General features: G+C 71.6%; 24 protein-coding genes. 13 read left to right on the top strand and 11 right to left on the bottom strand.

Annotation, left to right across the window (positions count from 1 at the left end):
• Nucleotides 1–39 precede the first annotated feature (39 nt).
• Nucleotides 40–1347, top strand: a complete 1308-nt coding sequence (locus JNK30_RS05620) for an MFS transporter (RefSeq protein ID WP_293480984.1) — start codon at nt 40–42, stop codon at nt 1345–1347.
• Here the strand turns inward: JNK30_RS05620 and JNK30_RS05615 are convergent.
• Nucleotides 1344–2636: a lytic murein transglycosylase gene (locus tag JNK30_RS05615; protein ID WP_293480982.1), complete on the bottom strand. Its 1293-nt coding sequence runs from the start codon at nt 2634–2636 to the stop codon at nt 1344–1346. The two genes, JNK30_RS05620 and JNK30_RS05615, sit on opposite strands and share 4 nt — an antisense overlap.
• Nucleotides 2637–2778: 142 nt before the next feature.
• Here JNK30_RS05615 and ykgO point away from each other — a divergent pair, with 142 nt between their 5' ends.
• The 3 genes from ykgO (at nt 2779) to JNK30_RS05600 (ending at nt 4330) form a co-directional block, all read left to right on the top strand.
• Nucleotides 2779–2904, top strand: a complete 126-nt coding sequence (gene ykgO, locus JNK30_RS05610; protein ID WP_111513452.1) for a type B 50S ribosomal protein L36 — start codon at nt 2779–2781, stop codon at nt 2902–2904.
• A gap of 17 nt (nt 2905–2921) precedes the next feature.
• Nucleotides 2922–3524: an HAD family phosphatase gene (locus JNK30_RS05605; RefSeq protein ID WP_293480980.1), complete on the top strand. Its 603-nt coding sequence runs from the start codon at nt 2922–2924 to the stop codon at nt 3522–3524.
• A gap of 149 nt (nt 3525–3673) precedes the next feature.
• The gene (locus JNK30_RS05600) at nt 3674–4330 is read left to right on the top strand and encodes a PEPxxWA-CTERM sorting domain-containing protein (RefSeq protein WP_293480978.1); all 657 of its coding nucleotides are present in this window, start codon (nt 3674–3676) and stop codon (nt 4328–4330) included.
• Between the two features lie 63 nt (nt 4331–4393).
• Here the strand turns inward: JNK30_RS05600 and folE are convergent, their stop codons facing one another.
• A complete protein-coding gene (folE, locus tag JNK30_RS05595; RefSeq protein WP_293480976.1) occupies nt 4394–4978 on the bottom strand; it encodes a GTP cyclohydrolase I FolE in 585 nt (194 codons plus the stop codon).
• A 134-nt stretch (nt 4979–5112) separates the two neighbouring features.
• On the opposite strand from folE, the gene JNK30_RS05590 reads away from it, so the two are divergent.
• The 4 genes from JNK30_RS05590 (at nt 5113) to JNK30_RS05575 (ending at nt 8358) form a co-directional block, all read left to right on the top strand.
• Nucleotides 5113–5382 carry a DUF2312 domain-containing protein gene (locus tag JNK30_RS05590; RefSeq protein WP_293480974.1) on the top strand — a complete coding sequence of 90 codons (270 nt, stop codon included), beginning with the start codon at nt 5113–5115 and terminating at the stop codon, nt 5380–5382.
• The gene (locus JNK30_RS05585; RefSeq protein ID WP_293480972.1) at nt 5379–5702 is read left to right on the top strand and encodes a hypothetical protein; all 324 of its coding nucleotides are present in this window, start codon (nt 5379–5381) and stop codon (nt 5700–5702) included. The genes JNK30_RS05590 and JNK30_RS05585 overlap by 4 nt, the downstream gene beginning before the upstream one ends.
• Before the next feature lie 81 nt (nt 5703–5783).
• Nucleotides 5784–6584 (top strand): hypothetical protein, encoded by an 801-nt coding sequence (locus JNK30_RS05580; protein ID WP_293480970.1) that lies wholly within the window; start codon nt 5784–5786, stop codon nt 6582–6584.
• Nucleotides 6585–6669: 85 nt separating this feature from the next.
• On the top strand, nt 6670–8358 hold the full coding sequence (locus JNK30_RS05575; protein ID WP_293480968.1) for an amidohydrolase: 1689 nt from the start codon (nt 6670–6672) through the stop codon (nt 8356–8358).
• 41 nt (nt 8359–8399) lie between these two features.
• On the opposite strand, the gene JNK30_RS05570 is transcribed toward JNK30_RS05575, so the two are convergent.
• Nucleotides 8400–9878, bottom strand: coding sequence for a sigma-54 dependent transcriptional regulator (locus JNK30_RS05570; RefSeq protein WP_293480967.1), 1479 nt, complete (start codon nt 9876–9878; stop codon nt 8400–8402).
• Nucleotides 9879–10111: 233 nt separating this feature from the next.
• Between JNK30_RS05570 and JNK30_RS05565 the strand changes: the two genes are divergently transcribed.
• Both JNK30_RS05565 and JNK30_RS05560 read left to right on the top strand, forming a co-directional pair.
• Nucleotides 10112–11554, top strand: a complete 1443-nt coding sequence (locus tag JNK30_RS05565; protein WP_293480965.1) for a PLP-dependent aminotransferase family protein — start codon at nt 10112–10114, stop codon at nt 11552–11554.
• 93 nt (nt 11555–11647) lie between these two features.
• On the top strand, nt 11648–13798 hold the full coding sequence (locus tag JNK30_RS05560; RefSeq protein ID WP_293480963.1) for a PQQ-dependent dehydrogenase, methanol/ethanol family: 2151 nt from the start codon (nt 11648–11650) through the stop codon (nt 13796–13798).
• On the opposite strand, the gene rocD is transcribed toward JNK30_RS05560, so the two are convergent.
• On the bottom strand, nt 13795–15015 hold the full coding sequence (gene rocD / locus JNK30_RS05555; protein ID WP_293480961.1) for an ornithine--oxo-acid transaminase: 1221 nt from the start codon (nt 15013–15015) through the stop codon (nt 13795–13797). The genes JNK30_RS05560 and rocD overlap by 4 nt on opposite strands.
• An 11-nt stretch (nt 15016–15026) precedes the next feature.
• Nucleotides 15027–15896, bottom strand: a complete 870-nt coding sequence (locus JNK30_RS05550) for a dimethylarginine dimethylaminohydrolase family protein (RefSeq protein ID WP_293480959.1) — start codon at nt 15894–15896, stop codon at nt 15027–15029.
• Between the two features lie 118 nt (nt 15897–16014).
• Between JNK30_RS05550 and JNK30_RS05545 the strand changes: the two genes are divergently transcribed.
• The gene (locus JNK30_RS05545) at nt 16015–16440 is read left to right on the top strand and encodes an Lrp/AsnC family transcriptional regulator (RefSeq protein ID WP_293480958.1); all 426 of its coding nucleotides are present in this window, start codon (nt 16015–16017) and stop codon (nt 16438–16440) included.
• Nucleotides 16441–16489: 49 nt separating this feature from the next.
• The gene (locus JNK30_RS05540; RefSeq protein ID WP_293480957.1) at nt 16490–18280 is read left to right on the top strand and encodes a M3 family oligoendopeptidase; all 1791 of its coding nucleotides are present in this window, start codon (nt 16490–16492) and stop codon (nt 18278–18280) included.
• A 4-nt stretch (nt 18281–18284) separates the two neighbouring features.
• On the opposite strand, the gene JNK30_RS05535 is transcribed toward JNK30_RS05540, so the two are convergent.
• Genes JNK30_RS05535 through JNK30_RS05525 form a run of 3 tightly spaced genes read right to left on the bottom strand, consistent with a single transcriptional unit; the run spans nt 18285 to nt 20386 of the window.
• Entirely contained in the window at nt 18285–19163 is an 879-nt protein-coding gene (locus tag JNK30_RS05535) for a hypothetical protein (protein WP_293480956.1), read from the bottom strand.
• Nucleotides 19160–20023: an ABC transporter ATP-binding protein gene (locus tag JNK30_RS05530; protein ID WP_293480955.1), complete on the bottom strand. Its 864-nt coding sequence runs from the start codon at nt 20021–20023 to the stop codon at nt 19160–19162. The genes JNK30_RS05535 and JNK30_RS05530 overlap by 4 nt, the downstream gene beginning before the upstream one ends.
• Before the next feature lie 3 nt (nt 20024–20026).
• The gene (locus JNK30_RS05525; RefSeq protein ID WP_293480953.1) at nt 20027–20386 is read right to left on the bottom strand and encodes a GntR family transcriptional regulator; all 360 of its coding nucleotides are present in this window, start codon (nt 20384–20386) and stop codon (nt 20027–20029) included.
• A 166-nt stretch (nt 20387–20552) separates the two neighbouring features.
• On the opposite strand from JNK30_RS05525, the gene JNK30_RS05520 reads away from it, so the two are divergent.
• Nucleotides 20553–21596: an AraC family transcriptional regulator gene (locus JNK30_RS05520; RefSeq protein ID WP_293480951.1), complete on the top strand. Its 1044-nt coding sequence runs from the start codon at nt 20553–20555 to the stop codon at nt 21594–21596.
• A gap of 3 nt (nt 21597–21599) precedes the next feature.
• On the opposite strand, the gene JNK30_RS05515 is transcribed toward JNK30_RS05520, so the two are convergent.
• The 3 genes from JNK30_RS05515 to JNK30_RS05505 all read right to left on the bottom strand — a co-directional run.
• On the bottom strand, nt 21600–23231 hold the full coding sequence (locus JNK30_RS05515; protein WP_293480949.1) for an EAL domain-containing protein: 1632 nt from the start codon (nt 23229–23231) through the stop codon (nt 21600–21602).
• Between the two features lie 76 nt (nt 23232–23307).
• Nucleotides 23308–23787, bottom strand: coding sequence for a GFA family protein (locus JNK30_RS05510; protein ID WP_293480947.1), 480 nt, complete (start codon nt 23785–23787; stop codon nt 23308–23310).
• Nucleotides 23784–24584: hypothetical protein (locus tag JNK30_RS05505; protein ID WP_293480946.1), on the bottom strand; the 801-nt coding region annotated here is incomplete at its 5' end. The genes JNK30_RS05510 and JNK30_RS05505, both read right to left, overlap by 4 nt.

Genomic DNA, 24584 nt, shown 5'->3' with positions numbered 1-24584 from the left:
GGGGTTGCGGCGCGACCGCGACCGCTTAAGCGGATCGCGATGGCCAGCCCGACCTCCAGCCTGCCCCGCCGGTCGTTCGCGATCATCTTCGCCGTCTCGGCGGCGACGGCCATGGGCAATGTGGGGCTGATCTCGGTGCTGCCGGCGATCGGCCGCTCCACCGGGATCCCCGACTTCCTGATGTCGGGCGTCTTCTCGCTCTCGGCGCTGCTCTGGGCGGCGTCGTCGCCCTACTGGGCCCGCGCGTCCGACCGCCATGGCCGCAAGCCGCTCATGCTGCTGGGGCTCGCCGGCTTCTCGGTCTCGATGCTGCTCTGCGGCGGCGTGGTCAGCGCGGGCCTGATGCACCTGGCGCCCCCGATGATCATCTTCGCCATGTTCCTGCTGGCGCGGGCGCTGTTCGGCCTGTTCGGCGCCGCCTCGAACCCGGCCACCCAGGCCTATGTGGCGGAACGGACGCCGGTGGAGAACCGCACCCAGGCCATGGCCAGCCTCGCGGGCGCCTTCGGCCTCGGCACGGTCATCGGCCCCTTCCTGGCGCCGCTCTTCATCTACCCGGTCATCGGGCTGGCGGGACCGCTCTACACCTTCGCGCTGATCGCGCTCGCCATGCTGTTCGTGGTCTGGCGCTGGCTCCCGGACAGCCGGCCGCCGCCCGAGGCCCAGCGGCCCAAGCGGCCCGTGGTCGCCGGCGCGCCCAAGGACACGCCCATGTGGCGCGACCCCCGGATCACGCCGTTCCTGATCTACGGCTTCATCGCCGCGACGTGCCAGACGGCGCAGGCCCAGACGCTCGGCTTCCTGATCCTCGACAAGCTCGAGATGAGCCCCGCGCAGGCCCAGTACTTCATCGCGATCGCCATGATGTTCGGCGCCGTGGCCGGGCTGCTGGCCCAGTGGGGCCTGATCCGGATGTTCGAGATGACGCCGCGCCAGCTGCTGCGCTGGGGCGTGGGCGTGGCGGCCCTCGGCAACCTGATCGTGGCGCTGTCGCCCGGCTACTACGGCGTGGTGGCGGGCTACGCCATCTCCAGCCTGGGCTTCGGCCTCGCGCGGCCGGGCTTCACCGCCGGCTCGTCCATCGCGGTCGGGATCGACGAGCAGGCCCGGGTGGCGGGCGCCATCGCCGCCGTCAACGGCATCAATGTGATCCTCGCCCCGGCGTTCGTGTTCCTCTACCAGCACTACGGCCCGCTGCCCTTCGTGCTGAACACCCTGCTGCTGGTCGCGCTCCTGGTCTACGCCTTCCGGAACACCGCCCTGAAGAACGCCGACCCCAAGCCCGTCCCGCGCGAGGCGGCCACGATGGCGACCCTGGAGAAGAGCGACGAGGGCGGCTCCCTCTAGACCGCCCCGGCCGCGTCCGCCTCGCTGCGGAGCCGGCGCACCATCTCGGGCGAGAGATAGCCGTCGGCGGTCAGGCCGCGCGCCTTCTGCCAGGCCCGCAGCGCCTTGCGGGTGCCCATGCCGACCACGCCGTCCGCCTGCCCGGCGTCGAAGCCGAGCGCGTTCAGGGCCCGCTGCGCGGTCATCCGGTCGATCAGCGGCAGGGGCGTCTCGACCGGCCACGGGCGCACGAGCGGCGCCGCCCCGGAGAACCGGTCGGCCAGCAGGCCCACGCCCAGCGCATAGGCGACGCTGTTGTTGTACTGGCGCAGCGCGAAGTGGTTGGGGAACAGCAGGAAGAGCGGGCCCGCCGCGCCGGCCGGCGCGACCAGCTGGGCCTGCGCGTCGGCGTCCGCCGCCGACCAGGGCTGGCCGTCGGCGCGGCGCACGCCCTGGGCCGCCCACTCGGCCGGGGTCAGGCGAGGGCCCTCCGTGACGCTGAAGTCGAAGCCGGGCGGCGCGACGACTTCCCGCGCCCAGCTCTGCCCCCGCACCCAGCCGGCCTTGGCGAGCAGGTTGGCGGCGGATCCGAGGCTGTCGGCGTTGGAGCCCCAGATGTCGCGGCGTCCGTCGCCGTCCTGGTCGACGGCCGTGGCCAGGAAGGTGGTGGGGATGAACTGGGTCTGGCCCATCGCGCCCGCCCACGACCCGCGCAGCCGCTCGCGCGGGTGCTCGCCGGACTGGATGATCCTCAGCACCGCGATCATCTCGCCCTCGGCCCAGGCGCGACGCCGGCCCTGGGCGGCCAGGGTCGCCAGCGAGCGCAGGGTGTCGTAGCTCCCCTGGATCGAGCCGAAGCCGCTCTCCAGGGCCCAGACGCCCAGCAGGATGTCGCGGGGGACGCCGTAGCGCTGCTCGATGGCGTCCCAGGCGGGCAGCGAGGCGCGGTGGCGCAGGCCGATGGCCTGCCGGTCCGCGGTCACGACCCCCTTGATGTACTCGCTCAGCGGCTTGGAGAACTCGGGCTGGCGGGTGTCGAGCGAGGCCACGCGCGGATCGGGCGTCAGGCCCCGCATCTCGCGCGCCAGCACGGCGGGATCGATCCCGGCCTGCAGGGCGCGGCCCTGGAACTCGGAGGCCCAGGCGTCGAAGATCATGTCGCCCGAGGCGGTGGGCGGCGCGACCGAGGATTGCTGCACCGGGACCGCGGCGTCGTGCGCCGCGCGCGCCATCGGAGCCTGGGGCTCGGGCCGGGGCGGGCTGGCGCACCCGGCGAGGAGGACGAGAACGACGGCGATGGGGCGACGCATCCGCCTGAATCTAGGGTGCGTCGGGGCGGCTCCCAATCAATTCGCCGTCAGGAGCGCCGGTTGACTTGATCGGGGCCTCCCCGTATATGCGCGCGCTCTGTTCGCCACCGGCCGGGCTCCCGGCCTGCTGAGATTTGGGTCCATGAAGGTCAGAAGCTCGCTCAAGTCGCTCAAGACGCGTCACCGCGACTGCAAGCTCGTGCGCCGCAAGGGCCGGGTCTACATCATCAACAAGACCGACCCGCGCTTCAAAGCCAAGCAGGGCTGAGCCCCGCGGCGGCGTCCGTGCCGAAGGCCGTCCTCTGGGACTTCGGCAACGTCATCGTGCGCTGGAATCCGCGCACGCTGTATTCGAAGATCTTCTCCGACCCGGCCGAGTGCGATCGGTTCCTCGCCGACGTCTGCACGCTCGCCTGGCACGCGCCGACCGACTGCGGCGTGACCTTCGCCGACAACGTCGCGGCCCTCGTCGAGAAGCATCCCCACCACGAGCCCCACATCCGCGCCTGGCATGAGCGCTGGGACGAGATGTTCTCGGGCGCCATCGCCGAGACCGAGGCGGCCATCCACGCCCTCCACGCGCGCGGCGTGCCGCAGTACGGCCTCTCCAACATCAGCCACGAGACCCTGCATTCGACCCTGGCCATGAGCCCGGCGTTCGCCCGGCTCGACGGCTACGTGGCCTCGGGCCTCGAGGGGGTGATGAAGCCGGATCCGGCGATCTACCGCCTCTGCTGCGAACGCTTCGGCCTCGGGCCGGGGGATTTCCTGTTCGTGGACGACAGCGCGCGCAACGTCGCCGCCGCCGCCGAGCTCGGCTTCGACACCCATCATTTCACCGACCCGGCCGCCCTGCGCCCGGCGCTCGCGTCGCGCGGGCTGCTGTAGCGCTTTCGGGGGCGGCGCCCGCCCTCCGCCGCGCCCGCGGCCCTGCATCCGGGCGATTCACTCCGACGTAACGGCGTTCGTGGCATGGCTCGTGCTGAACCGGCTTCAGAACACGCAGCCCCGTGCCAATCCAGAACGGACCAGACGAAATGACGACCTTCCGCGCCCTCCTCGCCGCCGCCGCCGTCGCGGCCGCCGCGAGCCCGGCCGCCGCCGCGGTGACGGTCACCCTGTCGAACCAGGGCCAGCCCTTCGCCATCCCGGTGAACCAGGAACTGATCGCCACCTTCGACGACGCCAACAACCCGACCGAGACCTTCGTCGACGGCGTCACCCTCAGCCTGAACGGCGCCACCGTCGGCGTCTGCGAAGGCTGCAGCGGCTATTCGGGCACGCTGCCGAACGACAACACCCACTACCTGACGATCTCCGGCGGCAAGAGCGCCACCTTCGACTCGCTGCGCCTGATGAGCAGCTTCAGCCTCTTCATGGGCTCGCCCGACACCTACAACCGGATCGAGTTCTTCGGGATCAACGGGTACCACGAGGTCCTGAACGGCACGAACATGTTCCAGGGCGACGTGAACCAGTCGTGGGCCTGGGGCAAGCGCGTCAACTTCGACTTCGGCGGCTACAACGTGAACAGGGTGGTCCTGTCGTCGTCGGGCAACTCGTTCGAGGTCGACACCGCCGCCGGCAGCTTCGGCGCCGTGCCCGAGCCGGGCGTCTGGGCCCTCATGATCGCCGGCTTCGGCGCCGTGGGCTACATGATCCGCCGCCGCCGCGCCGCCTTCTCTCTCGCCTAGAACTCTCCACTAGCGCGAGCCAGACTGGGCCCCCCGTCTCCCCGGCGGGGGGTCTTTTCGTGCTCAGGCGTCGCTGCGGACGAGGTCGAAGAACTCCTGCCGCGTCCTGGAATCGTCGCGCACGGCGCCCAGCAGGGACGAGGTGGTCAGGCGCGAGCCGGGCGTGTTCACCCCGCGCATGGTCATGCAGCTGTGCTCCGAGACGATCACCACGCCGACGCCCTTGGGCTTCAGGATGTCCTGGATCGCCTCGGCGATCTCGGCGGTCAGCTTCTCCTGGATTTGCAGGCGCCGCGCGAAGCCGTGGACCACGCGGGCCAGCTTGGAGATCCCCACGACGCGGTCGCTCGGCAGGTAGCCCACGTGCGCCTTGCCCAGGAAGGGCAGCATGTGGTGCTCGCAGAAGCTGACCACGCGGATGTCCTTGAGGATCACCAGCTCGTCGTAGCCGGCCACCTCCTCGAAGGTCCGTTCCAGGTACTCGCGCGGATCGGCCTCGTAGCCGGCGAAGAGCTCGCGGTAGGCCTTCACCACGCGCCGCGGCGTGTCCAGCAGGCCTTCCCGGTCGGGGTCGTCTCCGGCCCATTCGATGAGCGTGCGGACGGCGGCCAGGGCGTCGTCTTCGCTGGGGCGGGGGCGGTTCGGCATGGCGTCTCCAGGGCGGGTCTCCCCAGAACGGCCGGTCTGCGGCGAAGGTTCACGCGCAAGCCTGCCTGGAAAGCGGGGATAACTCGCGCCCGCCCGCTTCCGTCCACAGCCCTTCTCGCCTAGAGGCATGGGCCATGGCCGACGACGCTTCCGCACATTCCGACGTCCTCAACGCGACCGCGCAGGGGCAGCTCAAGAGCATCATCGAGCGCGTCGAGCGCCTCGAGCAGGAGAAGGCCGAGATCGCCGAGCAGATCAAGGAGGTCTTCGCCGAGGCCAAGGGCAACGGCTTCGACGTCAAGGTCCTGCGCAAGGTGATCCGCATCCGCAAGCAGGACCGCGCCAAGCGCCAGGAGGAGGAGGCGATCCTCGACCTCTACCTGTCCGCCATCGGAGAGATTTGAGGAAGAAGCCGCCGGTCTCGCCCTTCGAGGCGCGCAAGGCCGCCGCCAAGCGGGCGGCGCTGAACGCCCTGAAGCGCGCCCGGCGCACGGCCGACAAGGCCGGTGTGAAGCTCTCCGACTGGGAGGGCGAGTTCCTCAGCGAGGTCTCCGACCGCGTGAAGACCTACGGCCGCGCCTTCGGCGATCCCGAGAAGGGCGCCCCCGGCGAGGCGCTCAGCGCGCTCCAGACGGTGAAGCTCAGGGAGATCGCCGCCAAGGCCAAGGGCGAGAAGAAGCCGCTCCAGCGACGGCCGTTCCGCCGAAAGGGCCGGGAGGGCTAGCGGCGCGGGCCCCCCGGCGCGCGCGCGGATTCACCATCCCTCTTCACGATGTCTTGGCCGCGGGAAGGCCTAATCCGGGCCGTGCGCGCGCCCCGATCCATACCCGCCCTGGCGGCGGCTCTCGCGGTCCTGGCCGCGACGCCGGCCTCGGCGCAGGCTTTCACGGAAGCGCACTTCGCCGCGGTCATGGACCAGGTGTTCGGCCGCGGCGGCTGGCGCATGACGGGCGGCTACCGGACGCCCGAACGGGAGAACCAGCTGCGCGCCCAGGGCGCGATGACGGTGCGCCCCGGCGGTCTCTCGCGCCATTCGCTGGGCCGTCCCGGCGCGCCGGGCGCCTACGACCTGGTCGTCAACGGCATGAGCCCGTTCGAGGCCGCCGACCGCCTGCGCCGGGCGGGCGCTCCGTTCGCGCGATACCAGCCCAAGGGCGCGCACGGCACGCAGGGACCGCATCTGCACCTCGAACCCTACGGCTTCGGGCCGACTCCGGGCGGCGGCTTCCAGGTCGCGTCCGCCCCTGCGCCCAAGGCGGAAGACGGCCGCCGGCGCTCGATCACCATCACGATGCCCGCCGCGGGCCCGCGGCGCCTGGCCGATGCGCGCGAGGACCTGCGCCGGCTGCATGCGGCCGCCGGCGCCGGCGCCGCGGACGCCCAGCTCGAGCTCGGGCGGAGCTACCTCCTGGGCTATGCGGTCGCGCGCGACTTCGGCGAGGCCTACGCCTGGCTCTCCGCGGCGGCCGACAACCCCGCGGCCGGGCCCGAAACCCGCACCGAGGCGATCTCCACGCTCGCGCAGCTGCCCGCGCTCATGGAGGCGGACGAGGCCGGCGCGCCCGCCCGTTACGCGGACCTGAGAAGCGGGGACGCCGGGCGCTAGCGCCCGGGAAGCGTGGCCGCCGACGCTGAAGCCGTGACATGTCCGGCCCGACGCGCAACTCTGCGCCGGGGACGGGGAGAGGACCATGGCGAAAACAAGCCGGCGGATGTTCCTGGGCGGCGCCGGGGCGGCCTGGTCGGGCGCGGCGTGGGCGGCGATGTCGCCGGACGAACCCGACCTCGTCGTCGTCAACGCGAATGTCCTCACGGTGGACCCGAAGCAGCCCCGGGCCGAGGCCTTCGCCGTGAAGGACGGGCGCTTCGTCGCCGTGGGCGCGAGCGATGACGTCCGCAGCCTGATCGGCCGGCGCACCCAAGTCTACGACGCCCGGCGGATGACCGTCGTCCCGGGCTTCATCGACACCCACAACCACCCGGTGGGCGACGTGCTGCTCTACGAGGTGCTGGTCGGCAATCCCTTCGAGGTGGAGTTCGTCACGATCGATTCGATCGTGGACAAGCTGGCCGCCAAGGCCCGGACGCTCCCGCCGGACACCTGGGTCTCGGGCCACTTTCACGACGACACCAAGCTCAAGGACAAGCGCCAGCTGACCCTGGCCGACCTCGACCGGGTGTCGAAGGACCACCCCGTGGTGGTGAACCATCGCGGGGGCCACACGGCCTTCTACAACAGCCGCGCCTTCGCCCTGGCCGGGGTGACCAGGGCCACCCCCAACCCGGTGGGCGGCACCTTCGATCGCGACGCGGCGGGCGAGCTCACCGGCCGGGTCACCGACACCGCCATGGACGTCTTCGACAACGTCGGAAGGCGGCCGACCTTCTCTCCCGAGGAAACCGCGCGCCGGGCCCGCGACGGCCTGGCGCATATCTCGAAGCAGTTCGCCCGCTATGGACTGACCACGGTCCACCACCAGGGCGGCGACCTCGGCGCCCTGCAGGACGTGCGCGCCCGCGGAGATCTGCGCCACCGGGTCAGCTACGAGCCGGTCGGGCCCACCCTGGAGGCGATGATCCGGGCGGGGCTGAAGACCGGGTTCGGCGACGACTGGATCAGGCTGGGCGCCACCTTCGAGCACCTGGTGGACGGCTCGTTCTCCGAACGGACGCTGGCCTGGAGCCAGCCGTTCCCCGGCCGCTCGCCGCCGTACTACGGCAACCTGGTGGAGGACCAGCCGACCCTGGACGCCTGGGTCGAGCGGGTGCACCGGGCCGGGATCGACGTGAACTGCCACGCCAACGGCGACCGCGCGATCGCCAGCGTCATGACGGCCTACGAACGGGCGCAGAAGCTGTTCCCCAGGCCGGAGGCGCGCTTCAAGATCACCCACTGCACGCTGGTGAACCCGGACCTCGTGCGGCGGATCAAGGCGCTGGACGTGACGCCGTCCTGCTTCACCACCTACGCCTACTACAACGCCGACAAGTTCGGCTTCTACGGCGAGGCGTTCATGGAGAACGCCATGGCCTTCCGCAGTTTCCTGGACGCGGGCGTCAACGTCGCGGCGGGGTCGGACTTCTACCCCGGTCCGTTCGCGGCCCTGATGGGCATCCAGGGCATGGTCACGCGCACCGGGTGGAACGGCGAGACGTGGGGCGCGAACCAGCGCATCACCCCGGCCGAGGCGCTCAGGATCAACACGTACAACGGCGCGTACGCGGCGCGGGAGGAGCACATCAAGGGCTCGATCACCGCCGGCAAGCTGGCCGACTTCGTGGTGCTCGCCGACGACCTGACGACGATCGCGCCCGAGAGGATCAAGGACATCCAGATCGTCCGCACCGTCGCCGGCGGGACGGTGACTCACCAGGCCTAGGCGGGCGGCGGCTCGGATCTGCTCCGGGCGCGGCTGAGACCCTACGCCGCCGCGGCGTCGGCCTCGGACTCGCCGCCCTTCACCAGGCCTTCGAGGCCCTGTTCGCGGACCTTCCGGTAGAGGGTGGAGCGGCCGATGCCGAGGCGGCGGGCCACCTCGCTCATGTGGCCGGCATAGACCTCGATGGCGAGCTGGATCATGTCGCGCTCGACCTCCTCGAGCGTGCGCAGGTGGCCGCGCCCGTCGAGGATGCGCACCGGCTGGTCCTGGACCGGAGCGCCCGCGGGCGCCGCGCCGGCCAAGGCCGCGGGCATGGGCTGCGCCACGTACTCCGGCGGCGGCGCGGCGACGCCCGAGATGGCCGGGAAGTCGTGCGGCTGCAGGTAGGGCGCATCGGCGAGCACGATGGCGCGGTAGACCGCGTTCTCGAGCTGGCGGACGTTGCCCGGCCAGTCGTGCGCCGTGAGGAAGGCCAGCGTCTCGGGGCTCGCGCCCACCACGGCCTTGCCCTCCTCGACGTTGAAGCGGCGGATGAAGCAGTCGACCAGGGCGGGGATGTCGTCGCGCCGCTCGCGCAGCGCCGGCGCCTCGATCGGGAAGACGTTCAGGCGGTAGTAGAGGTCCTCGCGGAACCGGCCCTCGGCCACGGCCTGCGAGAGGTCGCGGTTGGTCGCCGAGACGATGCGCACGTCCACCTTGATCGAGCGCTTCGAGCCGATCGGGTCGATCTCGCTCTCCTGCAGGGCGCGCAGCAGCTTGACCTGCATGTCCAGCGGCAGTTCCCCGACCTCGTCGAGGAACAGGGTGCCGCCGTTGGCCTCCTGGAACTTGCCCAGGTGCTTGTCGGTGGCGCCGGTGAAGCTGCCCTTCTCGTGGCCGAACAGGATCGACTCCACGAGGTTCTCGGGGATGGCCCCGCAGTTGACCGCCACGAAGGGCTTGCCGGCGCGATCCGAGCTGCCGTGGACGGCGCGCGCGATGACTTCCTTGCCGACCCCACTTTCGCCGGTGACCAGGATCGGGATCGAGGACTTGGCGGCCCGCTCGCCCAGGCGCTTGACCATCAGCATGGCCGGGGAGGCGCCGATCAGGTCGTCGAAGGTGGTGCGCCCGGTGGCGTGCTTCTTCAGCCGGTCCACTTCGCTCTTGAGCGAGCCCATGCTGAGGGCGTTGCGGATGGAGACGTTGATGCGCTCGGGGCTGGCGGGCTTCACGAAGAAGTCGCTGGCGCCGGCCTGCATCGCCTGGACCACCGTGTCGATCCCGCCCGTGGCGGTCAGCACGATCACCGGCAGGGAGAAGCCCCGGGCGCGCATTTCCTTGAGGGTGTCCTGGCCCGACATTCCCGGCATGACCAGGTCCAGCAGCACCACGTCCACGGCGGCGCCGGACGACAGGTGCTGGATGGCCTCGTCACCGTTCTGGGCGTGGGCGACGGCGAAGCCGTCGCGCTCCAGGACCGCCTGTATCAGGCGGCGTTGGGTAGGGTCGTCGTCGACGACCAGGACCGTTTTGGCCATATGAAAACACCCACCGGACTGGGACGCTCGCCGTTCTGACGAGGCCTCTGTTCTTGTCCCCGTTTGGTACAGGGCAAGAGTAAAGGCGGCGTTTCGCAGACCTGAGTCAGGCGTTAACGGAGGCGTGGAGATCGCCGCCCCAGTCGAAGCCTGAAATACTCGGCCGCCGCGCGAAGGGCCAGCTGCGCCGAACTGGACCTGTTATGTCAGGCCAGTTGTGCGAGCATGGCGGCATGAACGCTCACCGTCGCATCGGCCCGGCCTCGCTCGCGCGCCTGCTCGGCGCGTGGCGGGGCGAGGGCGGCGGCCCCGCCTATCGCCAGCTGGCCGACGGACTGCGCCTGCTGATCCTCGACGGCCGCTTGCCGCTCGACGTCGTCCTCCCCGGAGAGCGCGAACTCGCTGCGGTGCTGGAGGTCAGCCGCACGACCGTGACCGCGGCGATGGCGCGGCTGCGCGACGACGGCTTCCTCGAGCGCCGTCAGGGCGCCGGCGCGCGCACGCGGCTGCCGGCCGGCCCCGGCGCCCGGGGCGGCGGCCTCATGGCCCTGAACGAGGCCGAGGGTCTGATCGACATGGCCTCGGCCGCGCCCCCGGCGGCGGACGTCGTCCACGCGGCCTTCGCCGCCGCGCTCGCCCAGCTGCCGGCGCATCTCCCCAATCATGGCTACTCCGCCGTCGGTCTTCCGGTCCTGCGGGAGGTGATCGCCGAGCGCTACACGCGCCGCGGCCTGCCCACGACGCCGGACCAGATCATGATCACCAGCGGCGCCCAGCATGCGCTGGCGCTGCTGATCCGTCTGGCCTGCGGCCCGGGCGACCGGGTGGTCATCGACCATCCGACCTATCCGCACGCGATCGACGCGATCCAGCGCGCGTCCTGCCGGCCCGTGCCTGTGGGCCTGCCCGACGAGGGCTGGGATGTCGAAGGCCTCGCCGCGGCCTTCCGCCAGGCCGGCCCCCGGCTGGCGTACTTCATCGCCGATTTCCAGAACCCCACCGGCCGCTGGATGTCCCCCGACGCGCGCGGCGCGATCGTCCAGGCGGCCGCCCGGGCGCGGACCACGGTGATCTTCGACGAGACGCTGATCGACCTGTGGCTGGACGGGCCGATCCAGCCCTACGCCTTCGACGCGCGCGCGGACACGGTGGTCTGGCTGGGCTCGACCGGGAAGAGCTACTGGGGCGGGCTGCGCCTGGGTTGGATCCGCGCCGACGTGCCGACGATCCAGGCGCTCGGGCCGCGCCGGGTCTCGATGGACCTCGGGACGCCGCTGCTGGAGCAGCTCGCGGCCGCCCATCTGCTAAGCGGCGACGAGGCGTCCCTGGTCGCGCGGCGGGACATGCTGCGCGCGCGCCGCGACGTCCTGATCGGTCTCGTGCGCCAGAAGCTGCCGGACTGGAAGGTCGAGGCGCCGCCCGGCGGCCTCTCGCTCTGGGCCGAGCTTCCCGCCCCGGTCTCCACCTCGCTCGCGGCCGCGTCCGAGCGGTTCGGCGTGCGGCTGGCGGCCGGGCCCCGGTTCGGGGTCGACGGGGCCTTCGAGCGCTTCCTGCGGCTTCCCTACACCCAGGCGCCCGAGGTGCTGGCCGACGTCGTCGAGCGGCTGGCCTCGGCCTACGGCCGGCTGCGGCCCGCGCCGGCCGGGCAGCGGCCTCAGGTGGGGACGCTGATCTGACTTCCGCTGCGACAGGCTTGCCGCAAGGCCGCTCCACGGCATAGTTCCGCCAAACCGCCGATCGCATCAGAAGTCGGCTGCCGGGAGGGCGTCATGAAGATCATCCGCTTGGGCCTTGCCCTGGTCATGGCCGCCGGCCTGGCCGCAGCGTGCCAGAAATCGCCGGGGGCGGTGGACGCCAAGCGTCTCGCCGCGGCCGCGGGCAACGCCGAGTGGCTGTCGTACGGCAAGGACTACAACGAGCAGCGCTTCAGCCCGCTCGACAAGGTGTCGGCCGCCAACGTCGGCGAGCTCGGCCTAGCGTGGCACGCGCAGTTCGACACCGACCGCGGCCAGGAGGCGACGCCGCTGATGGTGGACGGGGTGCTCTACACCTCGACCGCCTGGTCGAAGGTCTTCGCCTTCGACGCCAAGACCGGCAAGCTGCTCTGGAAGTACGACCCCAAGGTCGAGGGCGCCAAGGGCTTCGACGCCTGCTGCGACGTGGTGAACCGGGGCGTCGCGATCTGGGACGGCAAGGTCTTCGTCGGCACCATCGACGGCCGCCTCGTGGCCCTGAACGCCAAGACCGGCGCCGTGGCCTGGGAGCAGCAGACCACCGACAAGTCCAAGCCCTACACCATCACCGGCGCCCCGCGGGTCGTGAAGGGCCGGGTGCTGATCGGCAACGGCGGCGCCGAGTACGGCGTGCGCGGCTACATCAGCGCCTACGACGCCCAGACCGGCAAGCTGGCCTGGCGCTTCTACACGGTCCCCAATCCCAACGGGCAGCCCGACGGCGCGGCCTCGGACAAGGTGTTCGCCGAGAAGGCCGCCGCGACCTGGTCGGACGGCGACTGGAAGAAGACCGGCGGCGGCGGCACGGTCTGGGACTCCATCGTCCACGATCCCGAGCTGAACCTCGTCTACATCGGCGTGGGCAACGGCAACCCCTGGAACCACCGCATCCGGTCGGGCGGCAAGGGCGACAACCTGTTCCTGTCCTCGATCGTGGCGCTCAACGCCGACACGGGCGAGTACGTCTGGCACTACCAGACCACCCCGGCCGAGACCTGGGACTACACCGCCACCCAGCACATCATGCTGGCCGACCTGAACATCGGCGGCGCGGTCCGCAAGGTGCTGATGCAGGCGCCGAAGAACGGCTTCTTCTACGTGATCGACCGGGCCAACGGGAAGCTGATCTCGGCCAAGCCCTACACCAACATCACCTGGGCCACGGGGGTCGATCCGGCCACCGGACGCCCGATCGAGACGGCCAACGCCCGCTACGCGGCCGGCCCGGAACTGCAGGTGCCGGGCCCGCTGGGCGCGCACAACTGGCAGCCGATGGCCTTCAACCCGAAGACGGGCCTCGTCTACATCCCGACCAACATCGCGCCGTTCCAGTACACGGACGAGAAGGGCTTCGCCTACAAGGCCGGCGCCTGGAACGTCGCCGTCGACTTCACCGCCAACGCCACGCCGCCGGATCCGGCCACGCTGGCGCAGCTCAACAAGATGATCCACGGCCAGCTCCTGGCCTGGGACCCCGTCGCGCAGAAGGCGGTCTGGACGGTCGAGCATCCCCACTTCTGGAACGCCGGCGTGCTCTCGACGGCCGGGGGCCTCGTCTTCCAGGGCAACGCCCAGGGCGAGTTCGCCGCCTATGACGCCGCCTCCGGCAAGAAGCTGTGGTCGTCGCCGGTGGGCAACGGCGTGATCGCCGCGCCGATGACCTACGAGCTCGACGGCGAGCAGTACGTGGCGATCATGGTGGGCGCGGGCGGCGGCGGCCAGATCTCCGCGCCCGGCTCGCTGCCGGCCCGGCCGCGCCTGCCCGGCCGCCTGATGGTCTACAAGCTGGGCGGCAAGGCCGCTCCGCCCGCCTTCCCGGCGCCGCCGCAGCTTCCCCCGCTGGACCTGAACCAGATCAAGTCGTCGGGCGACGCGCAGCACGGCTTCGCGCTGTTCCACCAGAACTGCCAGGTCTGCCACGGTCCGAACGCCTCCGGCGGCTGGATGCCCGACCTGAAGCGCTCGCCGATCACGGCCAGCGCCGAGAGCTGGAAGCAGGTGGTCATCGACGGCGCCAACGCCTCGCGCGGCATGGCCAGCTTCGCCCGCTTCCTGTCGCCGAAGGACGCCGAGGACATCCGAGCCTATGTGCTGTCCGAGGCCAGGACCGCGGCCGCGGTGGCCACGCCGGCTGCGCCCGCCGCAAGCCAGCGCGCGCGCGCCCCGGCCGCAGGCGGCGGACGCTAGGGCAGAGCCGCGGCGAACTGATCGACGATCCAGTCCGCCTGGTCGTCGGTCAGGATCAGCGGGGGCGCGATGCGGATCGTGTGGTCGTGGGTCTCCTTGGCCAGGAGGCCCCGGCCCTGGAGCGCCTCGCAGACCCGCCGCGCGCCGCCGGCGTCGGGCTCCAGCTCGACCGCCAGCATGAGGCCGCGCCCTCGCACCTCCCGGACCGACGGGGTCGCGACGGACGTCAGGCCCGCCTTCAGGCGCTCGCCGACCCGCGCCGCGTTCTCGATCATGCCCTCCTCGGTGAGCACGCGAAGCGCGGCGCGCGCGATGGCGCAGGCCAGCGGATTGCCGCCGAAGGTCGATCCGTGCTCACCCGGGCGCAGGACGCTCATCACCTCCGAGTTCGAGAGCACCGCCGAGACGGGATAGAAGCCGCCCGAGAGCGCCTTGCCCACCAGCGTGAGGTCGGCCTCGATCCCTTCGTGTTCCTCGGCCAGCAGCCGTCCGGTGCGGCCGAGGCCGGTCTGGATCTCGTCCAGGATCAGGATGACGTTGTGCTGCGTGCAGAGCTCGCGGGCGCGCCTCAGGTAGCCCGGGGGCGGGATGATGACCCCGGCCTCGCCCTGGATCGGCTCGACGAGGAACGCCACGGTGTTCGGCGTGATGGCGGCCTCCAGCGCCGCGGCGTCGCCGAACGGAACGGTGCGGAAGCCCGGCGCGAACGGGCCGAAGCCGCCCCGCGAGGCCGGGTCGCTGGAGAAGCCCACGATGGCCACGGTGCGGCCGTGGAAGTTGTCGGCGGCGACGATGATCTCGGCCTGGCCTTCGGGCACGCCCTTGACCTCGTAGCCCCACTTGCGCGCCACCTTGAGCGCGGTCTCCACCGCCTCGGCGCCCGAGTTCATCGGCAGCACCTTGTGCGACTTCGTCAGCGCGCAGATCTCCTCGTAGAACGGCGCCAGCTGGTCGTTGCGGAACGCGCGCGAGGTCAGCGTCAGCCGCTGCGCCTGCTCGACCATGGCGGCCAGGATCTTCGGGTGGCAGTGCCCCTGGTTCACGGCCGAATAGGCCGACAGGCAGTCGAGGTAGCGGCGGCCGTCCACGTCCCAGACATGGACCCCTTCGCCGCGCGTCAGCACGACGTCGAGGGGCTTGTAGTTGCGGGCGCCGAACACGGCTTCGGTCTCGGCGAAGCGCGCGCCGGGCGAACGCTGGAGGGCGATGTCGTTCATGCGCGGGCTCCCTATTCGGCGGCGTGGCGCAGGGCGGCCGGCGCCGAGGTGCGGTCCAGGCGCAGCGTCATGCAGTAGGCGGCCCCGCCGGAGAGGATGAACGGCCCGAGGTCGACCTCGGTCAGGGCGTAGCCCCGCGCCTGCAGCTTTGCCCGCAGGGACTCCGGCGCGCGGGCCATGACGACGCGCGGGCCCAGGTTCACGGCGTTGACGCAGAAAGCGGCGGCCTCCTCGTCGGTGGCCTCGATCCGGTCGGGCTCGGCCACCCTGGCCCGGAGCGTGGCGAGCGCGGCCGGCGTGAACGCCGCCGGGTAGTAGAGCACCTTGCCCCCCGCCAGCGGGCAGAAGCAGGTGTCGAGGTGGTAGAACCGGTCGCTGGCGAGCTCCAGCGCCACGGTCTCCTGTCCGAACGTGCGCCGCACCACCGCGATGGCGCCCTTCGACGAACGCGGGCCGTAGCCGCACCAGAAGAGCCGGCGGTCGGCGTCCCAGATCGCGTCCCCGGCCCCCTCGTGGAACAGGCCGTCGGGCAGGTCGAGAACCTCGCGCACCAGTCCGCGCGCCTTCAACTTCTGGAACGCGGCGCGGAACACCGGCTCCTCGCCCTGGCGCTCGGGATGGCGGAAGCGGGCCAGCAGGACGCGGCCGTCCAGCACCACCGCGGCGTTGGCCGGGAACACGAGGTCGGGGAGTCCGCGCACCGCCCCCACCGTCTCCACCCGGGCGCCCGCGGACTCCAGCGCGCGCCGCAGGTCGCGCGAGCCTTCGCACGCGGCGCGGGCCTGCGCCTGGGTCCAGGCGTCGGGCTTCATCCAGGGATTGATGCGGTAGCTGACGTCGTAGCAGCCGGGGTCGGTCATCAGGAAGAACGGGCGGTCCATGCGCACTCCGGCGAAATCCTCGGGCCGGCAGCGTCGGACACGCCTGCGCTAGCGAAAAGCGACCAAGATGTTAGGTTTGGGCATCCGATCCCGCAAAACGCCAGGCCCGGCTGCCGATATGATGGACACCCTCGATCGTGACCTGATCGCCCTGCTGCGGGCAGACTCGCGCAAGCCCGCCGCGGCGCTGGCCGCTGCGCTCGGGGTGTCGCGCGGCACGATCCAGAACCGCATCGAGCGGCTGATGCGCGAGGGCGTGATCCAGGGCTTCACGGTCAAGACCCGCCCCGACGTCGAGGCGAACCGTGTCCGCGCCGTGATGACCATCGCCATCGAGGGCGAGCGGTCCAGCACCGTCGTGCGCGCCCTGCGTGGCCTGCCCGAGGTGGCCGCGATCCACACCACCAACGGCCGCTGGGACCTCGTGGCCGAGCTCGACGTCGGGACGCTGGCCGACTTCAGCCAGGCGCTGGACAGGATCCGCCAGGTGCAGGGGATCGCGGCGACGGAAACCTCGATCCTGCTGGCGACCCAGAAGCTGTAGGCCAATTCGGCGCCAGACTCCCACGTGCCGGGACGCTAAGCTCAAGCGCATGAACGCCCCCTTCAAGACCGACGCGCTGCCCGAGTGGCGGCTGGACGACCTCTACGCCGACCGCGAGGACCCGCGGATCGCCGCCGACCTGGAGCGCGCAGAGCAGTTGAACGGCGAACTCGCCCGTCTCGAGGGGCGGCTGATCGCCACCCGGTCGCGGCCGGCCGAGCTGGGCGGGATCATCGACCGCGGGATCGAGCTGTACGAGCAGGCGACCAACGCCATGTGGGCCGTCGGCGCGTTCGCCTCGCTCGCGGCGTCCACGGCGCGGAACGACCCGGCCTGGTCGAAGTTCGAGTCCGACCTGCGCGCGCGGACCTCGCAGATCGCCGCCATGAGCCTGTTCTTCACGCTGGAGATCAACCGGCTCGAGGACGACGAGCTGGAGATGGCGCTGAAGGCGAACAAGTCCGCCCAGCGCTGGCGGCCCTGGCTGCGCCGGGTCCGGGCCGGCCGCCCCCACGAACTCGCGGCCGACCTCGAGAAGCTGCTCCTCGACAAGGCGCCGGCCGTCGCCAACTGGGGTCGCCTCACCGACGAGACCCTGGCCAGGATGACCGGCCGGGTCGACGGCGAAACGCTGACGCTCAACGAGATGCTGAACCGCATGTCCGGGCCCGACGCCGGCATGCGCAAGGCCGCGGCCGGCGCCCTGGCCCGGGCGCTGGGCGCGCGCGCCGACACCCTCGCCCTCAGCCTCAACACCCTGGCCTTCGAGAAGCAGGTCGAGGACCGCTGGCGCAAGTTCGCCAGTCCCGCCGCCGGCCGGCACCTGGCCAACGAGGTCGACGCCGAGGCCGTGGACGCGCTGGAGGCCGCCGTCGTCGACGCCTACGAGTCGGTCAGCCACCGCTACTACGCCCTGAAGGCCCGCGCGATGGGCCGGCCGTACCTGGACCACTGGGACCGGAACTGCCCCCTCGACGCCGCGCCGCCCCGCACCTACAGCTGGGACGAGGCCAAGGGCATCGTGCTCGAGAGCTTCGAGGCCCTGGCGCCGCGCTTCGCCGACACCGCCCGGACCTTCTTCGCCCAGCCCTGGATCGACGCGCGGCCGCGGCCGGGCAAGCAGATGGGCGCCTACTCGCATTCGGTCACCGCCGAGCGCCACCCGTACGTCTTCCTGAACTACATGGGCGAGCGCCGCGACGTGCTGACCCTGGCCCACGAGCTCGGCCACGCCATCCACCAGACGCTCTGCAAGCCGCTGGGAACGCTGCTCGCCGACACCCCGCTGACGCTGGCCGAGACGGCGTCCATCTTCGGGGAGGGCCTCGTCTTCGAGAAGCTCCTGGCCGAGGCTCCGAAGGCCGAGCGCCGCGGCCTTCTGGCCGGCAAGATCGAGGACGGCATCAACACCGTCGTGCGCCAGATCGCCTTCCACCGGTTCGAGACCCGCTTCCACGCCGCGCGGCAGCAGGGCGAGCTGTCGGCGGACGAGATCGGGTCGCTGTGGACCCAGGTGATGAGCGAGAGCCTCGGGCCCGCGGTGCGGCTCGACAAGGGCTACCGGCACTACTGGGCCTACATCAGCCACTTCGTGCACGCGCCGTTCTACGTCTACGCCTACGCCTTCGGCGACCTGCTCGTCCGGGCGCTGATGGAGAAGCGCCGCGAGGATCCCAAGGCGTTCGCGCCCGTCTACGAGAAGCTGCTCGCGGCGGGCGGCACCAAGACCTACGTGCAGGCGCTGGCGCCGTTCGGCCTCGACCCGCGCACGAAGTCGTTCTGGGCGGCCGGGACGAAGCAGCTGGAGCGCCTGGTCGACGAGTTCGAAGCCCTGGTCTGACGGCTCAGAGCGGCTCGTGCCGGCGGCGGAGCCAGACGCAGGCCGCCAGGCAGGCCGCGCCGACGACCAGCCCGCCCCAGAAGCCGGGATCGCCGATGAACCGCATCGGATCCACCTGGGCGAGGGAGGTGACCGCCACGTTCTCCTGGCCGGTGACCGTATAGGCCCGGTCGAAGCCGCCGAACACGCGCTCGCCCACAAGCTCGGCCACGCGCCGGGTGCGGAAGACCAGGAACTCGAACAGCATCGCGGCCAGCCAGGGCCCGACCGCCCACACGAACGTGGCCCGCTTGGCCCAGGCCGAGACGAGCAGCAGCCAGCCGTAGAAGGGGACGTCCCACAGGGCGTTCATGACCAGGCCGTAGGGCAGCATCGCCCACATCAGCGGCAGGTGCAGGTATCGCCAGTACTCCGACGGGTCGTTGCCGCTGACCAGCATGACGAACGAGCCCCAGACCAGCATGACGACCTGGCTGGCCACGGCGATCACCAGCGCGATTGCCGGCTGCACCGCCAGGGGGATGGCGGCCTTCGCAAGCACGGTCGTCGTGTCGGACACGGGCAGCGACTTCCAGAACAGCAGGCTGCGGTCCCGACGCTCGCCGTTCAGGGCGCCGAGCGCATAGAAGACGACGACGATGAAGCTGACGAAGAACGCCGCCGCGGCTGCCGCCGAGTAGGGCAGGGCCAGCTGCTGCCCGGTCCGCGCCGCGGCCACCATGTCCGGCAGCCGGAACGAGGCGACGAAGAACGCGAGAAGGACGACCGCCTGCACCACCAGCGGCGCCATCCACAGGGCGCGGTTCTCCCACAGCTCCCGGCGGACCGACCAGTAGAAGGGGCGGACCTTCGGGGGCGCGGCGGCGTCGGTTGCGGCGCTCATGCGGCCTCCGTCGTGGCTGGGCCCATCAGGGCGACGAAGAGGTCGGCGAGCCCGGCCGCCCGCACTTCGCCCAGGGTGGCGAGACGCTCGCGCGGCGCGCCGTCGAACAGGAAGATGCTGCGGCCGAAGACCTGGCGCTCCCGGATCGGCCCCAGGCCCCGGGCCTCGGCCAGCCGGTCCGGAGCCGCCATGACCTCCAGGTACCGGGCCTCGAGGTCTTCCATGCGCGCGTCCAGCACGACCCGGCCGTGGTTCAGGAACACCACGTCCGTGAGGATGTGCTGGATCTCCTCGACCTGGTGCGTCGAGACCAGGATCGTCCGCTCGCCGTCGAAATAGTCGCCCAGCAGACTGTCGTAGAAGGCCTTGCGGTAGAGGAGGTCCAGGCCCAGCGTCGGCTCGTCCAGGACGAGCAGCCTGGCGTCGATGGCCATCACCAGCGCCAGGTGCAGCTGGGTGACCATTCCCTTCGAGAGCTCGCGGACGCGGCTGTCGCGGCGGATGTCGGTGCGCGCCAGGAACGCCTCGGCCTTGGCGCGGTCGAACCGCGGGTGGACGCCCGCCACATAGTCGAGCGCCTCGCGCACGCGGATCCAGCGCGGCATGACCGCCACGTCGGCGATGAAGCAGACCTGCGTCATCAGGCGGTCGCGCTCGGTCCACGGATTGCAGCCCAGCACCGACAGCTCCCCGTCGCAGGGGGTAAGGCCCAGGATGGCGTTGAAGGCGGTGGACTTGCCGGCGCCGTTGGGACCGATCACGCCGACGATGCGGCCGGGCTCCACGGTCAGGTTCACGCCATCGAGGGCGACGTTGCGGCCGAAGCGCTTGCGCAGGTTGCGGGCGGTGAGGATGGCCATGGCTCAGGCGCTCCCCGTCGCGGGCCACAGGTCCTGGGGCGTCAGGCCCAGCCGCTGGATGGTCGCCCGGATGGCGGGCCACTGGTCGTTGAGGAAGCGGTCCCGCTCGAGCTTCAGCAGCCGGTCGCGGGCGCCGCGGTCGACGAACATGCCCAGGCCGCGCCGCTTCTCGACGAGCTTCTCGTCGGCGAGCTGCTGGTAGGCCTTCAGCACCGTGAGCGGATTGACCCGTGACTCGGCGGCCACGGCCCTGACCGAGGGGAGCGCGTCGCCGTCCTTGAGCAGGCCGTCGAGGATCATGGCCACGACCCGGTCCCGGATCTGGCGGTAGATGGGCTGGCTCTCATTCCACTCCGGATCCATGCCGTCCTGACACCTGAGACACCCCGAGGGCCGGGGCTGCTCGAATCTAGTTGCTCGGTGTTATACCGCACTATAACACTAGTCGACATGCAAGCCCTTCGGCGTGGCGTCGGGGGCAGGTTCGGGCCGCGGGAGCCGCTGGAACATGACGGCGCACGTCAAAATCATGGCCGCAGGTTGCAGGCCGCTCTCGGCCGCCCCGGACCTCACGATCGCGGCGGGCATCGCCCGGGGCCTCCTCAAGTTCGCCGTTTCGCGCGGGGCCCGGCCGTCGGATCTCGCCGCGAGGTCGGGGATGGATCCCGCCGACCTGTGCGACCCGGACGGCCGCGTTCCCTTCGAGCGGTACGCCGCCCTCATGCGCGCGGCCAAGTCGCTGACGGGCGACCCCGCGCTCGCCCTGCACTACGCCGAGCACGTGGACTTCTCGGAGATCTCGGTGGTCGGGCTGCTGACCCTCGCGTCCGAGACCATGATCGAGGCCTTCGATCAGATGAACCGCTACGGCCGCCTCGCGGTCGAGGTGGAGGGCGTCGGCGCCGGCGACCGCTTCGTCCACAGCCACGAGCGCGACGGCTACTGGCTCACCGACCTGCGCCGCAATCCGAACGCCTTCCACGAACTCACCGAGACGACCTTCGGGCGGATGGCCTGGGGCACGCGCCAGTTCGGGACGACGCCCTTCGTGCTGGAGGTCCAGGTGACCCACGACGACCCCGGCTACGCGGACGAGTACGCGCGCATCTTCCGCGCGCCGGTCAGGTTCGGGGCGCCGCGCAACGCCCTTCGGATCGACCCGGCATGGTCCACCCACCGGGTCGCGGCCATGCCGCGCTATGTCTTCGGGGTGCTGAGCGAGCGGGCGGACGCGCTGCTGAGGAGCCTGGAGAGCAACCGCACCGCGCGCGGGCGGGTCGAGAGCCTGATCATGCCCATCCTGCACAAGGGCGAGGTCGGCATGGACGCCGTGGCGGGCCAGCTCGGCCTTTCGCGCCAGACGCTCTTCCGACGCCTGAAGGCGGAAGGCGTCACCTTCGAGGGCGTTCTCGACGACCTGCGGCGCAGGCTGGCCGAGCACTACCTGACCGGCCGCAAGGTCTCGGTGAACGAGACCGCCTACCTCGTGGGGTTCGCCGATCCGGCGGCGTTCTCGCGGGCGTTCAAGCGGTGGACCGGCCTCAGCCCCAAGGCGTGGCGCGAGGCGGCCTGAGCCCTACTGCCAGGTCTCCACGGTCCCCCGCCGCCGGGCGAGCAGCGGCTTGCGCTCGATCCACACCGGCTTCGGGACGGGCTTGCCGAACAGCCAACCCTGGCCGAGGTCGATGCCCATCTCCAGGATGCGGCGGGCGGCGTCCTCGGTCTCGACCACCTCGGCGATGGTGGCCACGCCCAGCTCGCGGCACATCTGCGCCAGGCGGCGGAGCATCACCGCGTCACGGGGACGGCTGTCCAGCGACGTCACGAACTTGCCGTCGAACTTCACCACGTCGGTCTCGAGCTGGCGCAGGTACTCGAGCGACGCCGAGCCGGCGCCGAAGTCGTCCAGGCAGACCTCGTGGCCGGTCTTGCGCAGGACCTGGATCTTGGCGTTGGCGTCGCCGAGGTCGCCCAGCTTGTGGCTCTCGGTGAGCTCCAGCAGCAGCCGGGGGCGCAGGCGCGGGTTGGCGGCCGTGCTCTGGACGATCGCGTCCACGAAGCCGGGATGCTCGAGCGAGAAGGCGCTGATGTTGGCCGCGATGCGGATCTCGGACGGGGTCTCCGCGAGCATCGCCACAACCGCCTTCACGACGGTCAGGTCGAACTCGACGACCAGGCCCAGCTCTTCGGCCAGCCGGATGGTGTCGCCGGTTCCGCCGCCGTCCTCGAAGCGCGTCAGCGCCTCGTAGTGGTGGAGTTCGCGGGACTGAAGGTCGACGACAGGCTGGTAGACGAGGTCGAGCCGCTCCGAGCGGATCAGTTCCTTGAACCGGCTCGACTCGGTGACGGTCCGGCGCAGCGCCGCCTCGAAGCTCTTGGTCGCCGCGTTGGGGCCGCCCTCCAGGCAGCGATCCAGCGCATAGCGGATGGCCCGGAGGCTCTCGGCCGGCGAGGCCTTGTCCAGCGACAGCTCGCCGGTTGTGACCTGCACGCCCGGGCCGGCGAGTTCGCGGATGCGCTGCGCGAGATGCTCGGCGTCGGCGTGGTCCGACCGCAGCAACGCGAAGCGATCGGGGCCCAGTCCGGCGGCGGGGACGCCGCCATGCGACGCGGCCTGCAGGGTCGCGGCGAGCTTCTTCTGGGTGGCCTCGGCCACGTCCGGCTCCATGCCGGCCAGGGCGACGGCCAGGCCGGCGACCTCGAGCAGGTCGACCGACAGCGTCGTGCCGTTCTGTTCGGCCTGCCGGATCAGCTCGGCCGTGGCCGCCTCGAAGTCCTCCCGGCTCGCAAGGCCGCTTTCGTCGGTGGGCACCGAGGCCACGCCGGGCTGCCACAGGCTGAAGGCGACAGCGACCCCGCCCCGCTGCGGCATCTGGAACAGGCAGAGGTTGACCGGCTGCGGGCCGCGTGGGCCGTTGAGGTCGATCAGGAAGGGACCGCGCCGCTCGCCCGCGCGGATGCCCTGCAACGCGGCGTCCATGAACTCGGCGTCGCCGTCGGCGACGAACTCGCGCCACGGCCGGCCGACCAGCGTCTCGGCGCTGCGGCCCAGCAGGCGGCCCGCCGCTCCGGTCGCGAAGGTGACCTGTCCGGTCTCGCCGATCTCCATGACGAGGTCGGCGCTCGCGAACACGAAGGCGAGCAGCTGCAGCATGCTGGGCGCCGCCGGGGACTTCCCGGCCGTCGTCGCCGTCGCTGCCTGCGCCATTCCCCCTCACCCAGCCGCTGCCAATCCGGACATGGTGTACCGCGCCATTGGTTACCGGGTGGTGAGGCCGCCGGCCTCAGAACATCGGGTCAGGCGGCTTCTTGCGTCGGCGGGGCGGCGCCCAAGACACGCCGGGATATCCCTTGAGCGGCTTCAGCGGTTCGTCGCGCCAGGCCCAGTCCGGCGCCTCGGCCAGGTGGACGTGGTAGCGCGGTTCGCGCCCGGTCCGCTCGCGGAACAGCGCCCTCGGCACATTGACCATCTGGGGCGACCGCGCGCGTTCGTAGGCGACCGGCGCGCCGCAGCGCCGGCAGAAGCTGCGGACCTCGCCGTGCGCGTCGTCCTCGTAGCGGCCGACATGCTCGTCCCCTGCCGCGATGCGGAAGCGGCTTCGCCAGCTTCCCACATAGGTCACATAAGCGGCGCCCTGGGCGCGCCGGCTCCGCTCGCCGTGATCGTGCCAGGCCCAGCGGGCGGGCACGCCGATCTCCACCTCCACCGCGCCGCACAGGCAGGCGCCGCGGGCCACCCCGGGCTCGCCGGAGCGCCGCGTCACGGCGCGCCCAGCCACGTGAGGATCGGCCCGTTCGCCTCGCGCGGATAGGTGTGCGCCAGGTCCGGGATCTCGAGGTAGGTGACGGCGGCGCCGGCCGCCTGGAGCGCGGCGGCGGCCTCGCGCGCCATCTCGACCGGGAACATCCAGTCGCGCGCGCCGTGGGTGATGTGGATCGGCAGGCCCTGCAGGCGGTCGCGGTCGGCGAAGGTGGTCAGCATGGGATGGAACGCGGCCGAGGCGGGCGCCAGGTGGGTGAACGGCGACGCGGCGTCGAGTCCCGTGACGTAGCTGAAGGTGCCGCCGTCGCTCATCCCCGCCAGCAGCAGGCGGCTTTCGTCGACGCGCCAGTGCTGGCGGACGAGGTCCAGGATGCGCCGCAGGTTGGGCGTGTCGGGGTCCTCGCCCTGAAGCGCCCAGGTGCGGCCGACCGACGAGGGCGCGACCAGGATCGCGCCGCGCGTGCGTGCGTCGCGCAGCCAGCTCCAGAGGAAGCCCCGTCCGTTGCCGCTGCCGCCATGCAGGGCGAACACCACGGGCCAGGCGGCGGAGGCGTCGTAGTACTCGGGCACGTACAGGGAGAAACCGCCGCGCGAGCCGGGCTCGGAGCCTCCGTGGATGACGCCCGTCGTGGCGGACGGCTCCGCCTGGGCCAGCCGCGCCAGCAGGGCGCCGTCGTCGCGGCGATCCGGGTCGAGGAAGAACCGGCTGACCGGCGGCAGGTTCTGGGCCAGCGGGTAGAGCGCCTCCTGCGCCCGGGGCAGGTGGCGGAGGGCGCGGAAGACGGCCCCCAGGCCGTC

It is taken from the genome of Phenylobacterium sp., from assembly GCF_016793225.1.
In the GTDB taxonomy this organism is placed as follows: Bacteria; Pseudomonadota; Alphaproteobacteria; order Caulobacterales; family Caulobacteraceae; genus Phenylobacterium.
The sequence above is the reverse complement of the archived record's forward strand: the minus strand, read 5'-3'. Positions and strand labels throughout refer to the sequence as shown.

Excerpts from the sequence above, each read along its gene's own strand:
- JNK30_RS05550 (WP_293480959.1), bottom strand. The coding sequence starts at position 15,896 with ATGGACCGCCCGTTCTTCCTGATGACCGACCCCGGCTGCTACGACGTC.
- JNK30_RS05590 (WP_293480974.1), top strand. The coding sequence starts at position 5,113 with ATGGCCGACGACGCTTCCGCACATTCCGACGTCCTCAACGCGACCGCG.
- JNK30_RS05535 (WP_293480956.1), bottom strand. The coding sequence starts at position 19,163 with ATGAGCGCCGCAACCGACGCCGCCGCGCCCCCGAAGGTCCGCCCCTTC.
- JNK30_RS05575 (WP_293480968.1), top strand. The coding sequence starts at position 6,670 with ATGGCGAAAACAAGCCGGCGGATGTTCCTGGGCGGCGCCGGGGCGGCC.
- JNK30_RS05545 (WP_293480958.1), top strand. The coding sequence starts at position 16,015 with ATGATGGACACCCTCGATCGTGACCTGATCGCCCTGCTGCGGGCAGAC.
- JNK30_RS05565 (WP_293480965.1), top strand. The coding sequence starts at position 10,112 with ATGAACGCTCACCGTCGCATCGGCCCGGCCTCGCTCGCGCGCCTGCTC.
- JNK30_RS05615 (WP_293480982.1), bottom strand. The coding sequence starts at position 2,636 with ATGCGTCGCCCCATCGCCGTCGTTCTCGTCCTCCTCGCCGGGTGCGCC.
- JNK30_RS05515 (WP_293480949.1), bottom strand. The coding sequence starts at position 23,231 with ATGGCGCAGGCAGCGACGGCGACGACGGCCGGGAAGTCCCCGGCGGCG.
- ykgO (WP_111513452.1), top strand. The coding sequence starts at position 2,779 with ATGAAGGTCAGAAGCTCGCTCAAGTCGCTCAAGACGCGTCACCGCGAC.
- JNK30_RS05530 (WP_293480955.1), bottom strand. The coding sequence starts at position 20,023 with ATGGCCATCCTCACCGCCCGCAACCTGCGCAAGCGCTTCGGCCGCAAC.
- folE (WP_293480976.1), bottom strand. The coding sequence starts at position 4,978 with ATGCCGAACCGCCCCCGCCCCAGCGAAGACGACGCCCTGGCCGCCGTC.
- JNK30_RS05525 (WP_293480953.1), bottom strand. The coding sequence starts at position 20,386 with ATGGATCCGGAGTGGAATGAGAGCCAGCCCATCTACCGCCAGATCCGG.
- JNK30_RS05560 (WP_293480963.1), top strand. The coding sequence starts at position 11,648 with ATGAAGATCATCCGCTTGGGCCTTGCCCTGGTCATGGCCGCCGGCCTG.
- JNK30_RS05600 (WP_293480978.1), top strand. The coding sequence starts at position 3,674 with ATGACGACCTTCCGCGCCCTCCTCGCCGCCGCCGCCGTCGCGGCCGCC.
- JNK30_RS05620 (WP_293480984.1), top strand. The coding sequence starts at position 40 with ATGGCCAGCCCGACCTCCAGCCTGCCCCGCCGGTCGTTCGCGATCATC.
- JNK30_RS05520 (WP_293480951.1), top strand. The coding sequence starts at position 20,553 with ATGGCCGCAGGTTGCAGGCCGCTCTCGGCCGCCCCGGACCTCACGATC.
- JNK30_RS05570 (WP_293480967.1), bottom strand. The coding sequence starts at position 9,878 with ATGGCCAAAACGGTCCTGGTCGTCGACGACGACCCTACCCAACGCCGC.
- JNK30_RS05540 (WP_293480957.1), top strand. The coding sequence starts at position 16,490 with ATGAACGCCCCCTTCAAGACCGACGCGCTGCCCGAGTGGCGGCTGGAC.
- rocD (WP_293480961.1), bottom strand. The coding sequence starts at position 15,015 with ATGAACGACATCGCCCTCCAGCGTTCGCCCGGCGCGCGCTTCGCCGAG.